The organism is Legionella cherrii (genome assembly GCF_900635815.1).
Classification (GTDB): Bacteria; Pseudomonadota; Gammaproteobacteria; order Legionellales; family Legionellaceae; genus Legionella; species Legionella cherrii.
This window is the reverse complement of the sequence record NZ_LR134173.1, coordinates 549,875-574,747: the sequence shown is the minus strand read 5'-3', so window position 1 is coordinate 574,747 and position 24,873 is coordinate 549,875. Positions and strand designations below refer to the sequence as shown.

Genomic DNA, 24,873 nt, shown 5'->3' with positions numbered 1-24,873 from the left:
TCCCGGGGTACGGCTAGGCCTTCACCCAGGCTACATTTTTTAATAGATAAATGAATGTATTAATGTTGATTTGACTCCTTCCACAATTTCTCTACGATTTTTGGGTTTGCCAAAGTGGATATATCTCCCAATTCATCAAGACTCTCTATTTCCTTTCCTGCAATCTTTCGTAAGATACGACGCATGATTTTGCCTGAGCGGGTTTTGGGTAAATCACTCACCACATGAATGACATCAGGCTTGGCTATAGGGCTTATTTCTTTATTGACCTGCTGGATTAATTCCGCCTGTAATCGGTCATCAGCCACATAATCTTGTTTTAAAATAACATAGGCGTAAATGCCTTGGCCTTTAAGCTCATGGGGAATTCCGACTACAGCTGCTTCAGCAACAGCGGGATGACTCACCAGTGCACTTTCGATTTCTGCAGTGCCTAAGCGATGTCCTGAAACATTAATCACATCATCCACGCGTCCCGTAATCCAATAATCACCATCTTCATCGCGTTTTGCACCATCTCCCGTAATGTAATAACCATGATGTAGATAGGTCATGCAAAAACGTTGGTGATCACCGGCAATGGTTCTTGCCATAGAAGGCCAGGGGTATTTTATTGCTAAAAATCCTTCGCCGGCGCCGATGATTTCGTGACCATGTTCATTGAGTAATACAGGAATGATGCCTGGGATGGGTTGGCGTGCTGAGCCAGGTTTATGGGTCGCATCATCCGCTCTGGGGCTAATCATCACGGCGCCAGTTTCGGTTTGCCACCAGGTATCTACTATAGGGCATCTGTTTTGGCCTACTTTTTGATAATACCACTGCCATGCTTCCGGATTAATCGGCTCGCCAACGGATCCAAGTAATCGTAAGGAGCGTCGGGAGCTCGAATTTAACCATTCATCGCCAGCACGCATTAAAGCACGTATGGCGGTGGGTGCCGTATAAAATACGTTGACTTGATGCTTATCCACGATTTGCCAGTTCCTGGAAGAATCGGGCCAAGTAGGAATTCCCTCATAAATTAGGGTGGTAATCCCATTACAAAGCGGGCCATATACCACATAACTATGCCCTGTAACCCAGCCTATATCAGCAGTGCACCAAAACACTTCATCTTCTTGACAATTAAAGATTAATTGATGGGTGTAAGCGGTTTGTACTAAATAACCTCCTGTTGTATGCACTACTCCTTTCGGTTGGCCGGTACTTCCAGAGGTATATAAGATGAATAGAGGATCTTCTGCATCCATAGGTTCTGGATCACACTGCGCGCTTACTTTTGTTTTGAGCTCATGCCACCAATGATCTTTATTATTATCAAAAGGAACGACATCATCACTCGTTTTGATTAGGAGTCTTTGCAAAGGCAGATCATTACATGCTTCATCAACCTGCTCCTTGAGACTCACTAATTTACCACCACGATTAAAATGATTTGCCGTGATCAAACACGTGCATTCAGAAGCAAGGACGCGTTGTCTTAACGCGTGGGCAGAAAAACCGGCAAATATGACGGTATGCACAGCGCCAATACGTGTACAAGCAAGCATGGCAATTGCTGCTTCAGGAATCATCGGTAAGTAAATCGCAACTTTGTCACCCTTTTTTACTTGTAGCTGTTTGAGCACATTACTCATGCGACATACTTCAGCATGTAATTCAGCAAAACTCAGGATTTTATGTTGGCTGGGATCATCGCCTTCCCAAATAATCGCTGGCTGGTTTGCTTTATGGGGTAAATGGCGATCGAGACAATTCATGCTGACATTCAATTTTCCACCTTTGAACCAGGTTACATCCCCATCTTTGAACCCGCCGGTGAGGACTGTATCCCAAGGTTGGAGCCAATCTACAGTTTGTTGCGCCACTTCGGACCAAAACTCGCATAGGGAGTCCTCAGTTGGCGTTAATTTTGGATCGTGCAAATGAGCATGCATGTTATACCTCTTCACCTTGAGAAATCAGTTTAATAATTGCAGAAAAATCAGAATCACCCAGACCTTGGTCGATAAAATGTTGATAAATGGTGGCTGCTTTTGCACCCAAAGGAGTACGCACATTGACTGATCGCGCTGAATCCTGACTGAGCAATAAATCTTTAAGCATCATTGCTGCTGCAAATCCGGGTTTGTACTCATTATTGGCAGGTACATTTTCTAAAACTCCCGGAACTGGTGCATATTTGCTCATTGCCCAGCATTGTCCTGAAGCATTGGTGACTACTTCAAAAAGTTTTTGCGGTGATAATTGCAAGTGTTCTGCGAGCGTAAATGCCTCTGAAATCGCAATCATCGAGACCCCAAGGATCATGTTATTACATATTTTCGCTGCTTGTCCGCTGCCTGCAGTACCGGTATGGATGATTTTCTGTCCCATGGCTGCCAAAATAGGCTGAGCGGCATGGAATGCATGTTCTTCACCGCCCACCATGAAGGTTAATGTGGCTGCTCCGGCCCCGGCTACTCCGCCAGATACAGGGGCATCAACGACTTGAAGTTGGTGTTGTTTGGCTAAGAGATGCAGTTCACGCGAACTGTTGACATCAATGGTGGAGCAATCAATAAACAAAGCTCCTTTTTTTGCTGCATGGAACAATCCATTATTGCCATGACAAACATTTAATACTTGCTGGCCGTTTTGCAGCATCGTAATTAATATATCTTGTTCTCTAGCGACTTCAAGGGTGTTTTGCGCAACTAGGCCACCTGCCTGGGAAAATTGATGCAAGGCGCTTTGTTGCAAATCATAACCGGTCACTTGATGTCCTGCTTTAACCAGATTGATGGCCATAGGTAAGCCCATATGACCAAGTCCCACAAATCCTATTTTTGCCATTGCGTTCTCCATGTGCTGTAAAATGTAGCCTGGGTGAAAGCGAAGCCGTAACCCGGGGATTCTTTATCAAAGCGTTCCTGGTTCTGTGTCGTATTATCCAGGCTACATGAAATTATTCTCCTGGTTTAATCATGCGTTGGCATAATAAAAGCACTTTCATTGATTTCAGTAACAGGCCATTTACTGGTGACGGTTTTGCGTCGGGTATAGAAATGGATGCTTTCCTGTCCGTGCATATTGCTGTCTCCAAAAGAAGAATGTTTCCAACCACCAAAAGGATGATTGGCAACAGGAACAGGGATAGGAATGTTAATCCCAACCATCCCAACCTGGACACGTTGGCTGTATTCGCGAGCGCTAAATCCATCCCGTGTGAAGATTGCAGTGCCATTACCGTATTGGTTTCTATTCACCAGGGCGAGAGCCTCCTCAAAATGATTGACGCGCACAATGACCAAAACGGGGCCAAAAATCTCATTTTGATAAATGGACATGTTTTCATTCACATGATCGAAGAGACAGGGACCCATGAAGAACCCTTGTGGGTGTTCAGGATGCTTAAATGCTCTGCCATCAATAATGAGCTTGGCTCCCTCGCTTATTCCTTTATCTACGGCGGCCAGTACTTTTTCGCGGTGTGGGCCGCTAATTAATGGTCCCATATCGGTGTTAGGAGCATCCCCGGCGTTGATGCGAGTCGCTTTGATTTGTGGCGTCATTTTTTCAATTAACGCATCCGCTGTCTGTTCGCCTACTGTAACCACGACGGATATGGCCATGCAACGTTCACCTGCTGAACCATAAGCTGCGCCTACAATCGCGCCAGCCGCTTGATCGAGGTCTGCATCAGGCATGACGACGCAATGGTTTTTAGCACCACCAAACGTATGGGCGCGTTTTCCATGCGATGTGGCTGCAGTATAAATATGTTGGGCAACAGGTGTAGAGGCCACGGCAGTAAACGCCGCAATGTCGGGGTGAGCCAGCAAATGGTCTACTGTTGTTTTATCACCATGTAAACAATTGGCTACTCCGGCTGGTAACCCTGCTTCACTTAATAATTCAAGCAAGCGGACCGAGGCAGAAGGGTCTTGTTCAGAGGGTTTCAATATGAATGTATTGCCACAAGCGATAGCAGGGATCATCATCCATACAGGAACCATGACAGGAAAATTAAAAGGGGAAACACCGGCACAAACACCTAATGGTTGTCTCAATGTGTGACAATCAATCCCATTAGTCACATCGGCTGAAAAATCGCCTTGCAGATGATTGGCTATGCCACAATGCAATTCGACTACTTCGATAGCACGTGCTACGGAACCTTTGGCGTCATCTAAAGTTTTTCCATGCTCACGGGTAATGATACGTGCCAGGTCCAATTGATTTTTTTCTAATAATTCTCTGAACTTAAAGAGGATGCGCGCTCTTTTGATGGGGGGAGTCTGGGCCCATTCGATTCCTGCTTCTTTGGCGGTAGCAACTGTTTTATCACAAAGTGCTGTAGACGCGAAATGAACTTGACCAATCACTTCTCCCAAAGCAGGATTGTAGATAGAGTGACTTGTGGCGTTCGTTTCGTTAATAAATTGACCACCAATATAATGTTGTACAATGTAGCCCATTAGCAAACTCCTTTTTATTATTTTTATCAAATTAAGTGATTATTGTAATTGTTTCATGGAATTATTTATACAATAATAACGAAGAGATTAGGACTAAAAATGACCTCTATTTGAATCGCTCTGTTGAATATTTTTGAATCGAGGCGAGTAGTTAAGGAAATTAATCGATGGGAAAAGGAATTATTTTACGTGTACCTCATGGTACCGAATTATCATCAGAATTACTCAATTCATTACAGAAACGCTTTCCTGGCTATGTTTTAGAAACTTACCAACAGAAGCCTGATTATAATCGGAGTTTTGGACGTCGGGTCAATAGCCTTAACAATGCATTCAATTTTCTTCTTGATGCATACCCTTTACCTCCTCAGAGCAATTTTTTGGCCAAGCAAACCTTACGTGATTACGTAGAGGACTGTAAAACCTCGGCTTTAGATGCAAAAGGCTCAACAGATAAGTTACATAAGGAGTTAGAAAAATATACTGCCAAACTAATCGAAGTGATTGCTTTGGCTTGGGGTACTTCTAACGAAGAAGCGATTGAGCTGCTCAATGAGGCAGAACAATATCAATTAATGCGCAATGGTCGCAATGATTTGGTCACTTTAATACCTATGAAAGTGGGCGAGGATATCAGTTATATCATTCAATTGGACGAGTCGCTGCCTCCTTACTACGATGAAATAATTAACGAACTCAAAGAGATAAAAGCTAAGGAATATCCGAAAACTCCATCCTGGCTAGCCAAGCTGCCTGAATATCAACAAGCCTATTTTTACCATCTGGATCCAGCCATTAGCAGTCCTACGAAAGTTGTTCAGGATTTCACAGATTTTAAAATCAATTGGTCATCAATAAAAAAGAAAGCAATCAGTTTAAAGAGGGACCTGGAACAAATTGCTAGTAATTTGTTGCCGCTCCCTAAGTGGTTTAATGAGCTGAGTCCGCATTTGCGAGAAATGATGCGGCTTTTGGCCGCTAATCCTGCTCAATTAGACAAAAACCTGGATCAGTTTAAAGATTTGATCACCGGAGAGAGTTTTAATAAAGAGAGTGCCGATACAGTGGGACAAATCTCCAGTCTTCCACAATGGTACTGGGTATTGCCTCATCACCAACAGTTTTTTTTGCAACACGTACTGCAAGGAGTTGATAAAGTCGAAGATGCGGTGACTTTTTTATCCAGCCGTCATCGTACGCTGCCTTTGCCTGCAAATTACGCCGCTCATAGTTTATTAGGAATGAGTCATGATGGGAAAGTAATTCGCGAACTCTCAAAAAAACGGTACCGTTCCAGTCATATTGCCACACGAGATGGGTTGGAGTGGCCTGCAGCAGTACAACAACGCCATTCCGACTCGAATTTGACTAAAGTGATGGAGCAGGTGCAGCCTGATCAACCCGCATTATTACAAACGCTGATTAGTCCAATTCATGCTGTGGACTATGTACCGACCTGGATTACAGACTTTATACCAACATTGCCACCAGATTTGGCGTTGTACAAATTAGCACGGGCTGCGGTAGAGCGGCGAGAGAAGTCCGCGCAAGAGCGGGGAGAAAAGCTTCAACCCATTCAACAAAATAATCATCCTTATAATTTAGCAAAAAGGATATATTATACTCCGTCAAATGATCCCGACAGTTTGAATTTATTGGCTGTCGCAAAAAAATATGTTGCCACAACTCCTGGACTCCAGACTCTACTGGATCAATATAAAAATGTTTTAGAGTCGAGACCAGGTTCCGCAACGGTTTTTGATTATGCGGGTAGAGAGTTGTTTTTAAGCTCTTTGGAACAGTTAATTATTTTGACAATTGGAGGGCATTCTTATGGCTCTTGTGTGAGCGGTAAGGATAGAAAAGCCATTGAACTCATCCATACGGATGCAATGCTCCTTTATAAAGAGCTTTATGGCTCCTGGCCCATATTCGATGAACCTGAAGCTAAAGATCGCATTCGTTTTGTTTCTCTGGTCGCTGATCTGTATATGAGCCGCCATCAACAGGAACATGCAGGACATAATGCTCCGGGCTCTGAAGGCATTAAAACTCCTGAATGGTATTTACCAGAAGATATTGCTACTGAAATTAAAAAGCGTCTCGATAGTGAGCGAGCGCTTAGAGATGATGACCGAGCCGCAACGGATAACGAAGTAAAAAATATTTTTGTGGGTGGTCATAAAAAAGTAAACGAATATCTATTACCCAAAAACACCCTAAAATGTCGTTTAGTGGCCCGACAATTAGGCAAAAAAAATTGTAATCGACTTTACGACGCGCTTCATCCTTTAATTAACGAAAAAAGTTTATTTACCCCAGAACCCAGTTCACGTTGGTCTACTTTGTTCTTTACTGATACGTCGCCAACAACTCCTGAGGGAATAGAACAAATTTCTGAACTCATGTTAAGTCCTACCTCTGGAAAAGATAATCTTGTACGACTCGAAAAAATATTGCAAATCGTATTAGATAGGCCTATAGCAGATGAAACCCGTTCAGAGGCTACAAATTCTGTTTATGGACGTTTACGCTCACTTCTAAAAGCACAGGAAGAGCAAATCAGTTTTGCTGGATTGGTCGACCGGACCGTAGAGGAGTGGAACAGCTTGTTTAATAAGTCGAAACAATCACATCATAGTGAGTCACTTTTTCATCATTAACTAGAGCCCGGTGCATTTCGTTGGCCGGGCTGATTCTCGATGTTAAAGTAAATGCTCCAGTCCGTAAATTAATGTAGATAATCCTGAGACCTTTTGGCAGGACAAAATAATCCCGGGCATAAAACAACGGCGATCAATACAGTCATCAGTAATGGTTAATGTTTCACCTACACTACCAAAAATCACTTGTTGACGGGCAATAACACCAGGAAGACGTAAAGAATGGATACTGACGTCACAATGGCTTCCACCACGAGCACCAGGGATCAATTCCTTGAGATTTAATTTATTTTTGGGATGTTTTCTTGCTGCAGCAATCATTTCAGCAGTTTTTAATGCAGTTCCCGATGGGGCATCAAGTTTTTGTTGATGATGCGCCTCAATAATTTCCACCTCGGGGAAGTACTCAGCGGCCTTGGCCGCAAAAAGCATCATCAAGACAGCACTTATAGAAAAATTAGGTACAATAATTCCACCCAGACGATGACTTTCACATAATGCAGTTAATTCTTTAATTTGATCTGGAAGAAGTCCTGAGGTTCCAATAATTGGATGTGCGCCATGGTTTATAATAGTAAGGCTATTTTGATACACACAATCTGCACGAGTGAGATCAACCACAATTTGTGCTTTAGTCTCTTTAATTGCTTGCGCTAAATTATCTTGTTTGCCAAGTTGTGCAACTAATTCAAATTCCTTGTGATTCTCTAAAGTTTCACAAGCTAAAGAGCCCATTTTACCATTGGCTCCATTCACAATAACACGCGTTAACATAGTTCTCCTCATAAAATGGTTTATGATTTTTCTTTTTGGGGAGGATAGTGAGTTCGCAAAGCCCAAATGGTTGCAAAAGGCCATCCAATTACTGTTGCTTGTAAAGCTAGGGCAACAAAGGCACCTCCAGGATTATCATTCATAAGAAAAATGATCCATGGAAAGAATGCAGCGAGGAAGAATATAAACATTTTTTGTATGAAGCTTACCATATAGTGCTCCCATAAGCTTTAATCGAAACGTTAAATCGGTCAGTAATCCTGGCAAAAGCAGTTGAAACATGTTGTGCAAGGGAAGGATGCTCCTCAGGGTTTCAACTGTTTTATCAAGGATTATGAATGTTATCACATCAATGCATAGGCCAAAAAACGATGGCCATTGCAAAAAGACCTGTTTCATTATAGGTCGATAATTACCTATTTTTCTACTAGAGCCCGTTCACCGTTCTACTCTGTTGATCAAGCTGATCAACTAATCACCTGTCCAGCCTTATTTTCTTTTTTATGCACCGTCACTGAACATGATTAAGAATGCTTGCAAACAATCATTAAACATTGTACATTGTGCGCTCATTCTTAAGGCAAATCTGGAATGACATTTACTATCTAACAAGGGTACTCTAATGAGAAAACAGGAGCTGCACCCACGCACCGCTGTTATAAATAAAACTCAAAAAAATAAGTCTAAAAAAGCACGAACAGATGCATTGTTATGGCTCGCTGCACATTTTCCTGAAGCATTCGATAATTCATTACGAATTCGTCCATTAAAAATAGGGATTATGGATGATATCTTGCTGCATGCAGATAATGCTGCAGAGCAAGGCATTTCCAAAAGTAAATTAAGAGAGGCCGTGGTTTTATTCACCCGCCGTCTTGATTATTTGGCATGCCTCAAGTTGCGGGAAATGCGCATTGATTTGCACGGTAATGTCGTTGGTGAAGTCAGTGAAGAAGAGGCCGAGCACGCTGCAGTTAAGATTAAGAAGCGTGTTGAAAAAAGCGTAAGAAATGCACGTAAAGTTCTGACGGAAAAAATACCAAATCCAGTCCATTCAACGCAGCCAAATACAAGTTTCCAAGCGAAAATAGGCCAACCATCGTTACCTGCGGAAGACCACTTTCCTACTTATCCAGTGCGCTCCTCAACCTACAATACTCTAAATGCACCAGCACAACCTGCTCGAGCTACGGCAGTAATGGTAAAAAATAAAACCACAAGACAATATGATCCCGATGTTGTCGCGCGTTTGAAAGAGAAATTAGGGCTCTCGAGAAGCCTTGAAGAGAAAAAGGAAGTCATAGAATAATTGTCGCCGTAGCTTGAGAGCTGCGTGGCGCAATCTCATCATCCCGAGCTTTTGCAAGGGATCTCTACGTTGTAGCACAATGCCATACTCAGAGAACACTTGCCTCCGAGATGAGGCAAAAGAACCTGGGTTAGGCTACGCTTTACCCAGGCTACAAGGCATAACTTCTATTAGTCAAAATCACAAGTCATAAGACAATCTGCTAACGTCTGTTGATCCGTTACTTCGATATTAAAACCTCTCCATAGCCTTCCTCACAATAAGCACTACCACATAAAAATTATGATGCGAGGAATAAAAATAATGATCTTATTTTTATAATTATCCTCAACAGATGAGTCACGTCGATTAGGGCTTACAAAATTCATAAATTAATGATGCACGCGGCTATCTGAACACACAAGTGTTCATTGTTGAGTTAAAAAGTACTAATGACACCCGAGTATCATCAGTACAGCTGAATGAGCGGGTGATGGGAATCGAACCCACGCCATCAGCTTGGGAAGCTGAGGTTCTACCATTGAACTACACCCGCAAAACTTTATTTATTATAATCTCTAAACCCGAATAATCTCCATACTGTTTGTACCGCCTGCTGAACCAATTACCCGACCACGTGTTAATAATACAAAGCCTTCTTTCTCCAGATGACCTGACTTGATTAACTCTGCAAGTACTTGTTGATTTAAGGTTTCAGAAGCGAATTGATGGTAATCCATAAACACTGGAAACACATTATGAACAAGGCATAAGCGGCCTATAGTTCTCTTATTCGCAGATACGGCAATAATAGGAACGGCGCTTTGTTGTCTTGATATCCATAATGCGGTATCACCTGATTCAGTCAAAGTAATAATGGCTTGGATAGGGAAATGATTCGCCGCATGCATTGTTGCCATCGCAATTGCTTGATCGGCACGTTGGTAATGACAGGTTTCCTCGCTACTATGATAGTAAAAATTTGCATGCTTTTCAGCACTGAGGCAGATCTTATTGACCATGGTGAGAACTTTCACGGGGAATTGACCACTGGCAGTTTCTGCAGACAACATCACCGCATCAGTTCCATCCAATATGGCATTGGCAACATCAGATACTTCCGCCCGAGTGGGTTGAGGATGGCTAATCATCGATTCCATCATTTGGGTTGCGGTGATGACCACTTTATCCAATCGACGGGCTTCACCAATAATATGTTTTTGAATTGCAGGGACTTCTGCAGCACCTACTTCAACGCCTAGATCACCTCGTGCAACCATGATTGCATCGGCTTCCTGAATAATTTCAGTTAGGAATTCCAGCGCCTCTGTCCGTTCGATTTTTGCGATAATCGGTATTTTTTTACCAAATTCAGTGATGAGGGCACGGGTATGGCGAATGTCTTCGGCATCTTTTACAAAGGACAAACTGATGTAATCTACCTCCGCTTCAATGGCTGTATGTAAATCACGTTTGTCTTTATCCGTCATGGTTCTGGCTGCCAGGCCACCCCCTTTTCTGTTTAGTCCTTTAAGATCACTCAGAGTACCCCCTTCAATGACGATACAGTGAATTTTAGAGCCTGTAATGGTTTTGACTTCTAATTCAATCAAGCCATCATTAAGCAATAAATGATCTCCTGGGGCCAGTTCCCGAGCTAGACTGGGGTAAGCTACGGATACTTCATCATGAGTCCCTAAAAGTTCTGGGGCATCGCAATCCAAAGTGAAGGCTTGACCTTCAATCAAAGCGATCGATTTATTTTGGAAACGGCCAATGCGAATTTTTGGCCCTTGCAAATCGGCCATGACTGCCACGGGGCAATTTAACTCTTCCGCAATTCCTCGAACCAGGGCAATAAGCTGCATTGCAGAGGAATCGGCATGGGAGAAGTTAATTCGTACCACGTCAACACCAGCGGTTAACATGGCACGGAGTGTGATTGGATCGCTACTCGATGGTCCTAATGTGGCAACAATTTTAGTTTGTCTTAACATCTTGTGCACGCTCCTGCAAAATGGCAACAGCGGGCAAGGTCTTTCCTTCCAAACACTCAAGAAACGCCCCACCCCCTGTGGAAACATAAGAAATTTGCTGGTTCAAATCATAGAGATCGATTGCTGCAAGCGTATCGCCACCACCGGCAATTGAAAAGGCATCGCTTTCAGCAATAGCAATAGCTAAGGCCCGGGTTCCATAAGCAAACTGTGCAAATTCAAAAACTCCAACAGGACCATTCCAAATGATGGTTTTAGCCTGATTAATAATATCAACGTACTCACTCACGGTCATCGGACCAATATCGAGAATCATGTCGTCTGTAGCGACATTTTGCAGTGATTTATTATAGGCTGGGCAATGTTCACTAAAGGATTTGCCGACTACCACATCAGTGGGCAAGGGGATATGACACCCTTTCTCTTTAGCAAGCTGGAGAATTTCACGTGCTTCATCCAATAAATTCTGTTCATAGAGAGAAACACCAATTTCAAATCCTTGGGCTTTAAGGAATGTATTGGCAATTCCACCGCCAGGGATTAAATAATCAACAAGGGTGACTAATTGGCGTAACAAACTGAGCTTCGTGGAAACTTTCGCGCCACCGACAATTGCCACTATGGGTTTTTTGGGGGCGGCAAGTGCCTTGTTCAAAGCATCGAGTTCCCTCACTAATAAGGGGCCTGCCACTGCAATTGGTGCATATTGAGCGACACCGTAAGTCGAGGCTTGCGCTCGATGCGCTGTTCCAAAGGCATCCATGACAAAAACATCACATAGATTGGCAAGTTTCCTTGCCAGCTGTTCTTCATTGTTTTTTTCGCCAACATTAAAGCGTACGTTTTCGCAAACGACTAATTCACCTGGTTTGGCTTCCACTCCATTGAGGTAATCACTTACAAAACGAACAGGATAATCCAAATGGTCCTGCAAATATTCTGCAATGGGCGCCATCGAAAAACGTCGTTCGAATTTTCCTTCTTCAGGACGTCCCAAATGAGATAAGACGATAACTGCAGCACCAGCATCTAAAGCAGCTTGAAGCGTAGGAAGCGCTGCCTGTAATCGTTGGTCACTGGTAATAATCCCCTCTTTGATTGGAACATTCAGATCTTCACGAATTAGTACCCGTTTTCCTGACAGGTCTATATCGCGCATTTGTATCAGATTCATCAGTTATCTCCAAACTGGGGTTCTAGCAACTCATCATTTGCTGAGCTGTATCAAGCATACGATTAGAAAAGCCCCATTCATTGTCATACCAGGCTACAATTTTAACTAGTTTACCAAATACTTTAGTTTGAGTAGTGTCAAAAATAGCTGATGCAGGATTATGATTAAAATCACAGGAAACTAAAGGATCATCATTGATTTGTAAGATGCGGCTTTTTGCTTGGCGTACAATATCGTTGACTTCTTTTGCAGTGGTTTCACGTTTTGCTGTAAAAGTTAAATCAATAACAGATACGTTAAGAACTGGTACACGCATCGCAAAACCATCCAGTTTTCCTGCTAATTCAGGCAATACCAATCCTACTGCTGCGGCGGCACCTGTTTTGGTTGGAATAATGGAGTGGGCTGCTGCACGAGCGCGACGAAGATCTTCATGGCTTCCGTCTAAAAGCATTTGATCATTGGTGTAGGCATGCACGGTATTTAATAAACCTGCTTCAATGCCTAAAGCATCATTTAATGGTTTCACCACTGGAGCTAAACAGTTTGTGGTGCATGAAGCATTAGAAACGATGAGATCAGAGGCTTTGAGTGTATGGTGGTTTACTCCATAAACTATGGTCGCATCCACATTTTTTCCTGGGGCAGAAATCAATACTTTTTTCGCACCAGCTGTAATATGCTGCATTGCTTTTTCGCGCTCGGTAAAAAAGCCAGTGCACTCTAAAACTAAATCAATGTTTAACTCTTTCCACGGCAAATTCAGCGGATTGCGTTCGGCAATGATTTTAATCGCATGACCATCGATTACCAGCATGTCGCCTTCAACACTTACATCGGATGCGAAACGACCATGTGTTGTATCATAACGGGTCAGATGTGCTGTAGTATCAATCGCAGATAAATCATTGATTGCAACAATTTCAAATTCATTTTGTTTTTTTGATTCAAAAATTGCTCTTAAGATACAACGGCCAATGCGACCGTAGCCGTTAATCGCGACACGTATTGTCATATTACTTCTCTCCAATTTTAGTGGAGTCTGTTTACAATCTAGCAAATGGTAAGCAGACCCTTTATCTCAAGTTAAGTATCTAATTCGTAGCTCTAACGCCATTAAGCTCAGGAATTTCCCCTCTCCCCGTGGGTAGAAGGTGCCCAAAGGCCTCACTCAACCCCTCTCCCAAAAGTGGGGGAGGGAATGCTTCTTTGCTTTATCTAGACTACAAATTGTTTCATCCTATTTTAGTTTTTTACTACTAATGTTTCTAATGTCTTAATTATTCGTTCTACAGTAATACCCAGATATTGATAGGCTTGGGCAGCAGGGGCAGATACGCCAAAACGATCCAGGCCGATGACTGCACCTTGTAAACCAACAAATTGATACCAATAAGCAGAACTGGCCGCTTCAATTGCGATGCGGGTTTGAATATTTTGAGGCAAAACATGTTCTTTATAACTTTGATCTTGCTCCAAGAATAGTTCCGCACAAGGCATAGAGACTACCCTCACCTTAAGTCCTCGTGTTTTCACCTGCTCTGCAGCAGCAAGTGCGAGCTGAACCTCCGAGCCTGTTCCGATTAAGATGGCATCAGGAGTTCCATCACAATCCAGAATGATATAACCTCCTTTTTTAATTAACTCAGCCGCTGTTGCTCCATGAGGCAATGCAGGAAGATTTTGCCTTGAAAGCAGCAAGGATGTCGGCCCATTATGATGCTCCAAAGCGAGTTTCCATGCAACGGCTGTTTCCATTAAATCTGCGGGACGCCAAACACGCATACCTGGAGTCATACGCAGCATGGATGCATGTTCTACTGGTTGATGGGTTGGACCATCTTCACCTAACCCAATTGAATCATGAGTAAAGACATAAATGATACGTTGCTGCATTAAGGCACTTAAACGTACGGCATTGCGTGCATAGTCCGCAAAAACCAGGAATGTTCCACCATAAGGAATAAATCCACCATGGACTGCCAGGCCATTCATTATTGCGGCCATACCGAATTCGCGAACGCCATAATATAGGTAATTACCTGAAAAGTCTTCGGCAGTGATGGCTTTGCTGCCGGACCAATCGGTATTATTGGATCCAGTTAAGTCTGCTGAACCACCGAGCATTTCAGGCAGTAAGCGGGCAAAATGTTCAATGCATTGTTGTGATGATTTACGGGTGGCGATGGCTTTGTCATTGCTGCGGCACTGCTCAAGAAATGCATCGCTGTAACTTTGCCAATCATCAGGCAGATCGCCATTGATGCGACGTAAAAATTCATAGTGGTCTTGTGGGTATTTTTGCTGGTATTGATTCAGTTGCATGAGCCATTGTTGCTCTTCTTTTTCCCCTTGTTCTATGTGATTCCATTGCTGATAAATGGTATCAGGGATGACAAAAGGCTCGTAGTCCCAGTTAAAAAATTCACGAACATTGGCAACGTCTTTTGCACCTAGCGCAGATCCATGCGCTTTTTCACTCCCTGCTACCGAGGAACCGAGTCCAATTACGGTTTTGCAGATAATCAGGGTGGGTTGTGTAGTATTGGCCTGTGCTTTAAGGATGGCTTGCTCAATAGCATCCATATCATGGCCGTCTACCGCTTCGATAACTTGCCAATGATAGGCTTTAAAACGTTGGGCTGTATTATCAGTAAACCAAGATTCAACTTTACCATCAATCGAAATTCCATTGTCGTCATAGAAAACGATGAGCTTTCCTAAACCTAAAGTGCCTGCGAGCGAACACGCTTCGTGCGAAATGCCTTCCATAAGACATCCATCGCCAGTAAAAGTATAGGTATAGTGATCCACGAGATTAAAATCATCGCGATTAAAGTGTGTTGCGAGCACCTGCTCTGCCAGAGCCATGCCTACTGCATTTGCCAAGCCTTGTCCTAAAGGACCTGTAGTTGTTTCTACTCCAGGCGTATGGCCGAATTCTGGGTGCCCAGGGGTTTTCGAATTTAATTGACGGAACTGCTTCAAGTCTTCTAAAGAAAGCTTATAGCCAGTGAGGTGAAGTAATGAATAAAGCAGCATGGATCCATGCCCATTGGACAATACAAAACGATCGCGATTAAACCAATGAGGATTTTGGGGATTGTGCTTTAAAAACTTCTTCCATAAAACAGTGGCTATGTCTGCCATGCCTAAAGGCATTCCTGGATGTCCTGATTGAGCTTGTTCTACGGCGTCTACACTTAAAATGCGAATGGCATTAGCTAATTCTTTGGAAAGATTCATGGGTACTCTTCGTGCTTAACTCGGTGTGATATTGTCGCTCAGAAGACATGAATCAGCAAGAAAATAAGTGCATTTTTGATCATTATTTTGCAAAAAGACTTAATTTTGTTCTATTTCCGTGTTTAATGAGCATGCCAAAACGATAAATTTGTGTAACTATATTATAGATCGATAAGATAGCTGATGGATATTTTTGGGGTGATAAAAACCAGTCCAGGCGTACTGAATCGATTGACAGAAACAACAAGCCGTATGACTAATGTTCATAAATTTTCTTTTTGTATAAATTTATATATAATCAGACCTATTTTTTTACTTTTGAATTTATTAATAGACAATAAGCAAGTGAGCAGTATAAGATTGTTCATTTGATATCCCAAAATTCATTTTAGGACATCATGACCCCACTTATTCGACATTTACATGAAACTTTTTTAGCAGAAACCTTCTCTGAACTTCCTTTCTCACAGGCTGCGCAAAATCCTATGAATTGGACCTTCACAGAAAGCATTAAAAAGTTAGGTCCTGATTTTTATCGTAAGATAGTCCCTCTTCATTTGGTACTCAACCTGGAATATAGTCTTTTGGGGCAACAACTAAATGCCAAGTTTGAGTCTGAGACGCCAATCGATCGAGAGGAACTCAAAGAGCAGCTGATTGCCGCATTGATGATGGCTGAACTTTTGGAGCATATCTACGCGCACTATTTGATCGTGCCAAGAGAAGTGGCGCGCTTACGTCAGCAACAAAATTTATATTGTGAATTACTCGCACAGTTAATACCCAATTTCCCTAAAAAACCTAAAGCACTCGACGAGTTTTCGTTTACTCAAGAAATACGCAATATGACGGTCGAGACAAATCCGTTTCGATTGTTATTCACACGTACGAAACGTGCTTTAGATTTTATCTCCCGGATATCCAAATCAGAGTCATACCTTCATTTTGTCAGTGTAATGGATAATGTTCTGGACCCTATTCTTGCGCAAATAGCGTGGATTTTCTTTCTACCCCGTTTATTGGTCAACTTCTTCGTGGTGTTCAAACATACGGTGCCGGGTTGGTGGATGGAGGAGGAAGAGGAAGCTTTGGGTTGGACTGTTCGTTTCAATGCGCAAATAAAACGTCGGTGGTTTGAATTAGGTAATGATATTGTTTGGTTTAGCGCCGGATTTATTAATTGTTATTATTTAGTGGGCGCCTTGGCGCCATTTGCTTTTTATTTGTCGCTTGCTGCTTTTGCTTTTGACATCATCATGTCGTTGACTCGAGCGTATATTGAGTTGAGTCGTTTATTTGAGCTACGGTCGCACTATACAACCATGTTAAGCACGACATCGAGTCTAAAAGAGCAAAGAGCAATAAAAGAACACCTTCAAGCAATAGACAAGCAAATTGCATTTGAGCAATTTCGACTTGGCTCGCATTTAACGACGACCACGCTCATTTTCCTGGCTATGTGTTGTGCGCTTCCCATTTTTGCAGCAAATCCCATTATTCCTGTCCTTGGTGCCATTGCCCTGGTGGTGATTTGTTTTGTTAATTTTGCTCTAATCGACTCGATTAACGAGAGTCGCCCCAAAGATACAATCGATCGCCAATCCGCATTATCAAAGCTGGGATTTTTCGGCAATAAAGAACCAGCAATCATAGAGTTAGATAAGATTTCTGATGAAGAAGACGAGATGCAACTGGATGAATCATCTTGTTGTCTTCAATAATCAGCCCTTATAGAAAGGTCGCGGTTTTGGCTGCACGCCCCGCGGCTCCATCAATGATCTCATTTTGGGTATAGAGCCTTTATTAATTGAATGTTATGCTTTAGGTCTTGTATTCATTTTCAAAGGTAAAGCATGTCAGCGCCAGTCGGATTACCCCAATTTAGCCATCTTGATGTGAATCACTTTCAATCGCATCTTGATGCCATCTTAAAAAAGCATTTGGAGCAGGTTGACCGTTTGCTCAAAGAAAATCCTCATTATACCTGGGACAATTTAATGTACCCTTTAGATGATATGGCTGATGAGCTGGAACGTTTTTGGTCTCCGCTGTCTCATTTGCATGGTGTGATGGACTCTCCTGAGTTGCGTCAATGCTATGATGCCTGTTTGCCCTTACTCTCAGCTTATGAGTCTGCAATGGGTCATAACCATGACTTGTATGAAGCCATTAAATCAATCGATCTCCATACTTTGAATCCAGTGCAGCAAAAAATAATTGCTGATAGTTTGCGTGATTTTGAATTATCGGGCGTTGCTTTGGATAAAGAACATAAAAAACGATTTGAAGCAATTCAGACACGTCTTGACGATCTGACCAATCAATTTGAACACAATATTTTGGATGCAACTCAAGCTTTTACGTTACATATTAAAGACCCCGCACGTTTGGCAGGACTACCAGAGCATGCGTTACATACTGCGAAAGAAGTTGCCGCAGAAAAAGGCCTCAAAGGACATGTGCTGACCTTGGAGTACCCCTGTTATCAAGCCGTGATGACCTATGCGGAAGATCGCGCATTACGTGAAGAAATGTACCAAGCTTATATTACCAGAGCCTCAGATCAGGGCCCACATGCGGGTACTTATGACAATACGCCCTTGATTCAGGAAATTTTGGCATTACGCGATGAAAAGGCCAAGTTGTTGGGTTTTAATAATTATGCAGAACTATCAATCGCAACAAAAATGGCCGAATCAACCCAGCAAGTGCGCGATTTTATGGACGATTTGGTGGGCAGAATACATACCCAGGCAACAACTGAGTTTAAACAGTTGGAACAATTTGCCGCAGAAAAATATCAGCTCAATCCGGTCAAGCCTTGGGATATAGGGTATTTGTCTGAAAAACGCAGACAAGCTTTATTTACTCTCTCACAGGAAGATTTGCGTCCCTATTTCCCTCAACCCAAAGTCATGCAGGGACTATTTGATTTAGTTAAAAAGCTCTACGGGATGTCGATTGAAGAAATAAAGGGCGTTGATATATGGCATAAAGACGTACAATGCTATTGCGTGGTCGACGAACACAACAATGTTCGTGGTTATGTGTTTACCGATTTATTTGCCAGACCCAACAAACACAGTGGCGCATGGATGGATTCATTACAAAGCCGCAGAAGGTTGGAAGATGGTACCGTCCAGTTACCCATTGCGACATTAACGTGTAATTTTGCCAAGGCATCAGCCAATAAGCCTGCGATGCTCTCCCATGAAGAGGTGGTGACTTTATTCCACGAATTTGGTCATTGCTTGCATCACATTTTAACTCAGGTCGATTATCTCGGCGCCTCAGGCATTAATGGCGTGGAATGGGATGCAGTGGAATTACCCAGCCAATTTTTTGAAAACTGGTGTTGGGAGAAAAGCGGCTTGGCTGCTTTAACTGCACATGTGGATACTGGGGAGCCACTCCCTGATTCACTTTTTGAACGTCTGATTGCCGCCAAAAATTTCCAATCCGCTATGGCCATGTTACGGCAGATGGAGTTTTCAGTATTTGATTTTCGTATTCATCAGGAATATGTTCCGAATCGTAAATCATTGGTTGATGACATTCTGGCTGATGTACGTTCTAAAACCTGTGTGGTTCCTGTGGTTCCTTACAATCGTTTTCCCCAGAGCTTTAGCCATATCTTTGGTGGGGGATATGCTGCAGGCTACTACAGTTACAGTTGGGCCGAAGTTTTATCCAGCGATGCTTTTTCCCGTTTTGAAGAAGAAGGCGTATTAAACTCCAAAACAGGGCATGATTTCCTGCATTACATATTAGAAGCAGGCAGTTCGAAGAAAGCCGCTGAGGCTTATAAAGAGTTCAGAGGACGTCCTGCAACAGTGGATGCGTTGCTACGCCACAATGGCATTCAGGGGTAATGAGACACTGGGCGAAAGCGAGGCTTTAGCCCAGGAACCTTTCTAAATCACAATGAATTTTCACAAGAAAAGCTGCTCATCTGCGACCATTTTATGTTATACTTAAAATGTACAGATTGGGGGCGACCTGGCTTCGACGTGGGTTGCAAAACCAGAGGTGCATGCCGAGAATGAGAACTCTCGTAAATCAGACTCAACTAAATATAAATGCAAACGATGAAAACTTTGCTGGTGGGGAAGCTATCGCTGCCTAATAAGCACTTTAGTTAAACCATCACTGTGTACTGGCCAATAAACCCAGTATCCCGTTCGACCGAGCCCGCTTATCGGTATCGAATCAACGGTCATAAGAGATAAGCTAGTGTCTTAATCCATCCCGTATTAAGATGCGAAATTCAGGGAATCGCTGTGTAGTATCCTGCCCGTCGGAGAATGCACAGTTAAATCAAAAGACACGGCTACGCATGTAGAGCTGAAGGCAGAGGATTTGCGGACGCGGGTTCGATTCCCGCCGCCTCCACCAATTATTCAAACCATTTCTGACCACCAAAGACCATCATAAACCCAATAAAATCAATGCATTGCGCGGGTTTTCATTGATTTTTATGTTGTATTTCATGGTCTATCATTGTCTACAAAATGTCCCAAAAAAGCCCCAAATTTTAATTTAATGCCCCAATGGCGCCCCAAAAAATTGGATAAAAATTAATTCATTATGCGGGAACCGATTGAAATAGAGTTAACGATAAAAATCAACTATCTCTTTAATACTCGATGATCGACATTTTTTATATTGACATTCGCTCTAATCCCCACTCAAGCAGATTTTTGGTATTTTAAACTTTCAGAAGGTCCTAATTTTCCCAAGTCTCTACCACTCATATGTTTGGCTGATTGTCGCAAGGGAATAACTTCAGCAACCTTTGCAGAAATAGAATTAATGAGAGGATTCGCTTTATCAGATGATACCACGGATTGAATGGACTCTATTACTCGATGATCGACATTTTTTATGTTGACACATACTAGACCTTGCTCATGACTTAGAACTAGGCTAGATTTCAAGCCCTTTAAAAAATAAGCAGTAGTTACAGGATGTTTTGTCTAAAGCCGTTATCGTTATGCCAAGAATTTATTGAGCAACTCAATGAATCCCTAAATACTCACTATGGAAAAAAGCTTACGCTTACCCAAAGGGGTTGGCTTGCTTTATGTTTGACGGGTATTTTAATTACAAACTCGGTTTGCTGGCAACGCATAGAACGAATGACAATTGGAGGATACAAGGCCAGTGCTCTTTCAAAGATGTTTAGACGAGCCAAAATAAGCTGGTCAACTTTGCTCCAATCTAGTATCCAAATGATACTGTCTCGTTATGGGATAACCTATGGTGTTTTAGCGATTGATGATACGGCAAACAAACGGTGCAAGCATACCAAGATGATTAGCAAAACACATAAAACTAAAGATAAAAGCACAGGCGGCTATTTTAATGGCCAAGAACTGGTTCTTTTACTTTTGATAACAGAGAAAGTGACCATGCCCGTAGGTTTTGGATTTTATGAACCTCAACCAGAAATGTCCTCCTGGCGTAAGACATACAACATACAAAAGAAAAATGGAGTACCTAAACACCAAAGAGAGGAAAAGCCTACCCCTAACTATGAAAAATATCCAACTAAGGCCCAAATTGCACTGAATCTACTATTCGAATTTAGGAAGTCTTTTCCCCAAATAAAAATCCAATGTATTCTTGCAGATGCTCTTTATGGCTCAAGTACATTCTTCTGCAAGGCTTGTGCTCAATGGGGTGTACAAGTTATTTCTCAGGTAAGACACAATCAAAAAATAAAAACTCGCGGCAAGTTGATTACCATTGCAGAATATTTTAAGCGCTACTCATATGGTACTTGTCGAGAAATGGCTATTCGAGGTACGGTAAACCAGTTAGTTACTCTAGATGGAGCTCGGCTACTTCTTAAAGCTCACGGTTGTAAACGCTATATCGTAGCCATCAAATATGAAGGTGAAGAAAATTACCGCTATTTAGTTGCTTCGGATTTGACCTGGAGATTGACTGATATTGCTTCAGCATATACTCTTCGTTGGCTCGCAGAGGTTTTTATTCAAGACTGGAAGGGGTATGAAGGGTGGTGCCAGTTAGCCAAGCAGCAAGGTGAAGATGGATCAAGCCAAGGCCTGATACTGAGCCTGTTGTCTGACCACTGCCTACTCTTACATCCACAACAGAAAGCCTTGGTAGATAACAAGCTACCTGCATTAACTGTAGGTAGTCTGCGAGACTTAGAAAGAATCAACGCTGTAATAAGAGTCCATTCAATCCTTGGTATCATCTGATAAAGCGAATCCTCTCATTAATTCTATTTCTGCAAAGGTTGCTGAAGTTATTCCCTTGCGACAATCAGCGAAACATATGAGTGGTAGAGACTTGGGAAAATTAGGACCTTCTGAAAGTTTAAAATACCAAAAATCTGCTTGAGTGGGGATTAGAGCGAATGTCAATATAAAAAATGTCGATCATCGAGTAATAGTACTGCTGTGAGCATCCGTAAGATCTTTTCTCAAAATGCAACAATCACTTTGAGAGTAAATTAAAACTTCCAGCCGTTTTTTGAAATCTGGGTGGTTTGTGTAGCGACAATTAAAATTGCGTTTTTTCGGAAGCAAAAATACCCCCTTAAAATTCCCTTTTCTGCTGGTTAGTCAAAAGTTCTATTAGTCACCTATTATTAGTTGATTAGATTGTCTTTTTTAAAAATCGACAAAGGGACTTCTTGGCGAATGACAATAACCAATCAGCAGGTAAAATTACTCATGAAAAAACTAAAAAAACATAACCAGGAAGTATCTGCCGCAAAATCAGGAATGTCAGCTAATACAGCAAGGAAATATATTAAGAGTGGTCAACTGCCGTCAGAGATGAGCAAGCCACATACTTGGAAAACCCGAGTTGATGCGTTCTCTGATGTTTGGGATGAGCTTGCAAAAATGCTGGAGGGTGCACCAGGGCTAGAAGCCAAGACACTGCTTAATTATCTTATGGCACGTGCCCCAGAACAATATAATCAAAGCCATTTACGTACATTGCAACGACGGGTTCGCGATTGGCGGGCTGCCTTTGGAGCCGAACAAGCGGTTATTTTCAGGCAACATATTCAACCAGGTAAGCAAAGCCAGTCTGATTTTACGTGCATGAACTCACTTAACATCACCATTAATGGCCAACCATTTAAGCACCTCCTTTTTCATTTTATCCTGACGTATTCACGCTGGGAGTCGATTAAAGTATGTTTCAGCGAAAGCTTTGAAAGTTTAGTCAGTGGTTTTGAAAAGGCAGTATGGGAACTAGGTTATGTCGCCGGTGAGCATCGTACAGATAACCTCACTGCAGCAACTAAAGCGATGGGGAGTAGGCGCGAGTTCACCGAGCGTTGGCAAATGGTTATGGCTCATTACCAAATCAAACCAACTACTAATAATCCTGGAGTAAGCCATGAAAATGGCTCTATAGAAAAAAGCCATGATTTGTTGAAAAACGCGATTGACCAGACCTTGATGGTGCGTGGCTCTCGTGATTTCCTAACTCAAAAAGATTATATTGAGTTTTTGCAGAAAATAGTTGATGGGCGCAACAAATACCGGATGGCTCAGTTTGAGCAAGAAGAGGAGCTACTGCAAGAGCTTCCTGATAGAAAATGGAATTCACCTGAAATTGTTACTGCACGCGTGAGCTCAGGCAGCATTATCCAGCTTCTGGATAAGCCTTATAGCGTCCCCAGCAGGCTAATTCACTATACATTAAAAGCTTATATTTATCCTGAAGAAATCATCTTGTTCTATGGCAACAAACAACTGCAGGTCATGCCAAGAAACTATGGTGATGGGCTTGAAGGGATTAACTACAGACACCTTATTGATGCTTTAGTTCGAAAGCCATCTGCTTTTGCTAATTATCGTTACCAAGGAGCCTTTTTCCCCAGGAGCTGCTTTCGTAAGGCTTATGATGAGCTTTGCAACAAGCGGCCAGCTAGTGCTGATAGAGTCTATTTAAAGATTCTGCAGTTAGCAAAAATTCAATCAGAACAGCAAGTTGCTCTTGCCCTTGAGTTATTGCTTGAGGCACGCGAAATCCCTCTTCTGGAACGGGTTAAGGAGTTAATCGATGTCTACCAAAAAGAGAAAAGAGCTGTTCACGTCATGGAGCCAAACCTGGCTGATTATGACAACTTATTGACCTCCTACAGGAGTCACTAAGCATGAACATCAATTTGAATTTAACTCATAATTTAAATCAACTGCTGTCCAATTTAAAATTACCTATTTGCCTTAAAGATTATCTGGAGGTGGCACAGCGTTGTGAGAAAGAAAAACTGTCTCATGTTGAATTCTTTTATGAAATTCTGCAAAGAGAAAGCGATTATCGCATGCAAAAAAAGATAGATAAGCTCGTCAAATCAGCTCAATTACCGCGCGACAAGTTACTGTCTGATTTTGATATGACTCGTATTCCTGGGCTTGCGCCAAGCCAAATTATTCAATTGGCCGAAGGGGAGTTTATTGACCGATACGGCAATGTATTAATTTTTGGAAACCCAGGTACTGGAAAAACCCACTTAAGTATAGGGCTTGCACGTGAATGGTGTTTGTCCGGAAGACGAGTTTGTTTTTACACTGCAGCGAGTCTTGTCCAGCAACTGCTGCAAGCGAAGCAGGTATTGAAGTTAGAGCAGTTCATCAAAAAGTTAGACCGATTTGAGTTGCTCATTATTGATGATATCTCTTATGTCCCTTTTGAGCGTCATGAAACCGATGTACTATTCACGCTGATGGCCGCACGTTATGAGATGCGCAGTTTATTGATTACCAGTAATTTGCCATTCTCAAAATGGAACTCCATCTTTAAAGATGAAATGACTACGAATGCCGCCATTGATAGGCTTGTGCATCATGCAGTGATCCTTGAACTCAATACATCGAGTTACCGTAGTGAGTGCGCCAAGAGGAATAAAGTAGAGCCCATCAACGCCGACTGACGCGCCTTCTGTGAAGGCTTGTCAACCTAAGGCCAACTCTTCCCTATAGATCAGGAAAGAGTTGGCCTTAGGTCCTATAAAATTAAATCCTGAAAATCCCCAATTATTACTCCCCATCACTAATAAATTAATAACGAAAAATAGAGACAAATTTAGTTTAATTGATGTACACTTCTGTTCCTGCAGAAAGGCTTATTTTAGCTTAATTTATTGCTGTCCTCTAAACGCAAAAATAATTGTCGCTACACATGGTTAATAAAAATATCTAGATCTTTGGAATATTCTTTGGCATCTTGCGGAAGATGAGCAAATATTAGATTGCATGTTCTTCCATCTGAAATA

General features: G+C 42.2%; 16 protein-coding genes, 1 tRNA gene and 1 other RNA gene. 8 read left to right on the top strand and 10 right to left on the bottom strand.

Translation table 11 applies throughout. From position 1 onward, the window contains the following. Positions 1-59 precede the first annotated feature (59 nt). The 3 genes from acs to EL022_RS02435 all read right to left on the bottom strand — a co-directional run bounded on the left by acs (position 60) and on the right by EL022_RS02435 (position 4,463). Positions 60-1,940 carry an acetate--CoA ligase gene (gene acs / locus EL022_RS02445; protein ID WP_028381587.1) on the bottom strand — a complete coding sequence of 627 codons (1,881 nt, stop codon included), beginning with the start codon at positions 1,938-1,940 and terminating at the stop codon, positions 60-62. A gap of 1 nt (position 1,941) precedes the next feature. Beyond that, positions 1,942-2,838: a 3-hydroxyisobutyrate dehydrogenase gene (gene mmsB, locus EL022_RS02440; RefSeq protein ID WP_028381588.1), complete on the bottom strand. Its 897-nt coding sequence runs from the start codon at positions 2,836-2,838 to the stop codon at positions 1,942-1,944. A 125-nt stretch (positions 2,839-2,963) separates the two neighbouring features. Next, on the bottom strand, positions 2,964-4,463 hold the full coding sequence (locus EL022_RS02435; protein WP_028381589.1) for a CoA-acylating methylmalonate-semialdehyde dehydrogenase: 1,500 nt from the start codon (positions 4,461-4,463) through the stop codon (positions 2,964-2,966). A 167-nt stretch (positions 4,464-4,630) separates the two neighbouring features. Between EL022_RS02435 and EL022_RS02430 the strand changes: the two genes are divergently transcribed. Beyond that, complete coding sequence (locus EL022_RS02430) at positions 4,631-7,126, top strand: hypothetical protein (protein WP_028381590.1); 2,496 nt, start codon at positions 4,631-4,633, stop codon at positions 7,124-7,126. A gap of 42 nt (positions 7,127-7,168) precedes the next feature. Here the strand turns inward: EL022_RS02430 and dapB are convergent, their stop codons facing one another. Then, on the bottom strand, positions 7,169-7,900 hold the full coding sequence (gene dapB / locus EL022_RS02425) for a 4-hydroxy-tetrahydrodipicolinate reductase (protein ID WP_028381591.1): 732 nt from the start codon (positions 7,898-7,900) through the stop codon (positions 7,169-7,171). Between the two features lie 20 nt (positions 7,901-7,920). Further along, positions 7,921-8,112 carry a hypothetical protein gene (locus tag EL022_RS16745; RefSeq protein WP_028381592.1) on the bottom strand — a complete coding sequence of 64 codons (192 nt, stop codon included), beginning with the start codon at positions 8,110-8,112 and terminating at the stop codon, positions 7,921-7,923. A gap of 410 nt (positions 8,113-8,522) precedes the next feature. Here EL022_RS16745 and EL022_RS02415 point away from each other — a divergent pair, with 410 nt between their 5' ends. Continuing rightward, entirely contained in the window at positions 8,523-9,209 is a 687-nt protein-coding gene (locus EL022_RS02415) for a ProQ/FinO family protein (RefSeq protein ID WP_028381593.1), read from the top strand. A 464-nt stretch (positions 9,210-9,673) separates the two neighbouring features. Here EL022_RS02415 and EL022_RS02410 read toward each other — a convergent pair. From EL022_RS02410 to tkt, 5 genes are all read right to left on the bottom strand, one after another. Further along, a tRNA-Gly gene (locus EL022_RS02410) sits at positions 9,674-9,744 on the bottom strand. Between the two features lie 22 nt (positions 9,745-9,766). Beyond that, positions 9,767-11,185: a pyruvate kinase gene (gene pyk, locus EL022_RS02405; protein ID WP_028381594.1), complete on the bottom strand. Its 1,419-nt coding sequence runs from the start codon at positions 11,183-11,185 to the stop codon at positions 9,767-9,769. Further along, positions 11,169-12,359, bottom strand: coding sequence for a phosphoglycerate kinase (locus tag EL022_RS02400; protein WP_028381595.1), 1,191 nt, complete (start codon positions 12,357-12,359; stop codon positions 11,169-11,171). The genes pyk and EL022_RS02400 overlap by 17 nt, the downstream gene beginning before the upstream one ends. A 22-nt stretch (positions 12,360-12,381) precedes the next feature. Further along, positions 12,382-13,374 (bottom strand): type I glyceraldehyde-3-phosphate dehydrogenase, encoded by a 993-nt coding sequence (gene gap, locus EL022_RS02395; RefSeq protein WP_028381596.1) that lies wholly within the window; start codon positions 13,372-13,374, stop codon positions 12,382-12,384. A 230-nt stretch (positions 13,375-13,604) separates the two neighbouring features. Further along, complete coding sequence (gene tkt, locus EL022_RS02390; protein ID WP_028381597.1) at positions 13,605-15,605, bottom strand: transketolase; 2,001 nt, start codon at positions 15,603-15,605, stop codon at positions 13,605-13,607. A 398-nt stretch (positions 15,606-16,003) separates the two neighbouring features. Between tkt and EL022_RS02385 the strand changes: the two genes are divergently transcribed. The 6 genes from EL022_RS02385 to istB all read left to right on the top strand — a co-directional run bounded on the left by EL022_RS02385 (position 16,004) and on the right by istB (position 24,531). After that, positions 16,004-17,326: a hypothetical protein gene (locus EL022_RS02385; RefSeq protein ID WP_028381598.1), complete on the top strand. Its 1,323-nt coding sequence runs from the start codon at positions 16,004-16,006 to the stop codon at positions 17,324-17,326. Positions 17,327-17,458: 132 nt separating this feature from the next. Continuing rightward, a complete protein-coding gene (locus EL022_RS02380) occupies positions 17,459-19,477 on the top strand; it encodes a M3 family metallopeptidase (RefSeq protein WP_028381599.1) in 2,019 nt (672 codons plus the stop codon). Positions 19,478-19,595: 118 nt separating this feature from the next. Further along, positions 19,596-20,000, top strand: a transfer-messenger RNA (tmRNA) gene (gene ssrA, locus EL022_RS02375). Between the two features lie 572 nt (positions 20,001-20,572). Next, positions 20,573-21,835, top strand: a complete 1,263-nt coding sequence (locus EL022_RS02370; RefSeq protein ID WP_051544477.1) for a transposase — start codon at positions 20,573-20,575, stop codon at positions 21,833-21,835. 444 nt (positions 21,836-22,279) lie between these two features. Then, entirely contained in the window at positions 22,280-23,752 is a 1,473-nt protein-coding gene (gene istA, locus EL022_RS02365) for an IS21 family transposase (protein ID WP_051544491.1), read from the top strand. A gap of 2 nt (positions 23,753-23,754) precedes the next feature. Next, positions 23,755-24,531, top strand: coding sequence for an IS21-like element helper ATPase IstB (gene istB / locus EL022_RS02360; protein ID WP_035901146.1), 777 nt, complete (start codon positions 23,755-23,757; stop codon positions 24,529-24,531). Positions 24,532-24,873 lie beyond the last annotated feature (342 nt).

Coding starts and splice junctions, on each gene's coding strand:
- EL022_RS16745 (WP_028381592.1), bottom strand. CDS start 8,112: ATGGTAAGCTTCATACAAAAAATGTTTATATTCTTCCTCGCTGCATTC.
- dapB (WP_028381591.1), bottom strand. CDS start 7,900: ATGTTAACGCGTGTTATTGTGAATGGAGCCAATGGTAAAATGGGCTCT.
- mmsB (WP_028381588.1), bottom strand. CDS start 2,838: ATGGCAAAAATAGGATTTGTGGGACTTGGTCATATGGGCTTACCTATG.
- EL022_RS02430 (WP_028381590.1), top strand. CDS start 4,631: ATGGGAAAAGGAATTATTTTACGTGTACCTCATGGTACCGAATTATCA.
- EL022_RS02435 (WP_028381589.1), bottom strand. CDS start 4,463: ATGGGCTACATTGTACAACATTATATTGGTGGTCAATTTATTAACGAA.
- EL022_RS02385 (WP_028381598.1), top strand. CDS start 16,004: ATGACCCCACTTATTCGACATTTACATGAAACTTTTTTAGCAGAAACC.
- pyk (WP_028381594.1), bottom strand. CDS start 11,185: ATGTTAAGACAAACTAAAATTGTTGCCACATTAGGACCATCGAGTAGC.
- EL022_RS02400 (WP_028381595.1), bottom strand. CDS start 12,359: ATGAATCTGATACAAATGCGCGATATAGACCTGTCAGGAAAACGGGTA.
- gap (WP_028381596.1), bottom strand. CDS start 13,374: ATGACAATACGTGTCGCGATTAACGGCTACGGTCGCATTGGCCGTTGT.
- EL022_RS02370 (WP_051544477.1), top strand. CDS start 20,573: ATGTTTTGTCTAAAGCCGTTATCGTTATGCCAAGAATTTATTGAGCAA.
- EL022_RS02415 (WP_028381593.1), top strand. CDS start 8,523: ATGAGAAAACAGGAGCTGCACCCACGCACCGCTGTTATAAATAAAACT.
- EL022_RS02380 (WP_028381599.1), top strand. CDS start 17,459: ATGTCAGCGCCAGTCGGATTACCCCAATTTAGCCATCTTGATGTGAAT.
- istB (WP_035901146.1), top strand. CDS start 23,755: ATGAACATCAATTTGAATTTAACTCATAATTTAAATCAACTGCTGTCC.
- acs (WP_028381587.1), bottom strand. CDS start 1,940: ATGCATGCTCATTTGCACGATCCAAAATTAACGCCAACTGAGGACTCC.
- tkt (WP_028381597.1), bottom strand. CDS start 15,605: ATGAATCTTTCCAAAGAATTAGCTAATGCCATTCGCATTTTAAGTGTA.
- istA (WP_051544491.1), top strand. CDS start 22,280: ATGACAATAACCAATCAGCAGGTAAAATTACTCATGAAAAAACTAAAA.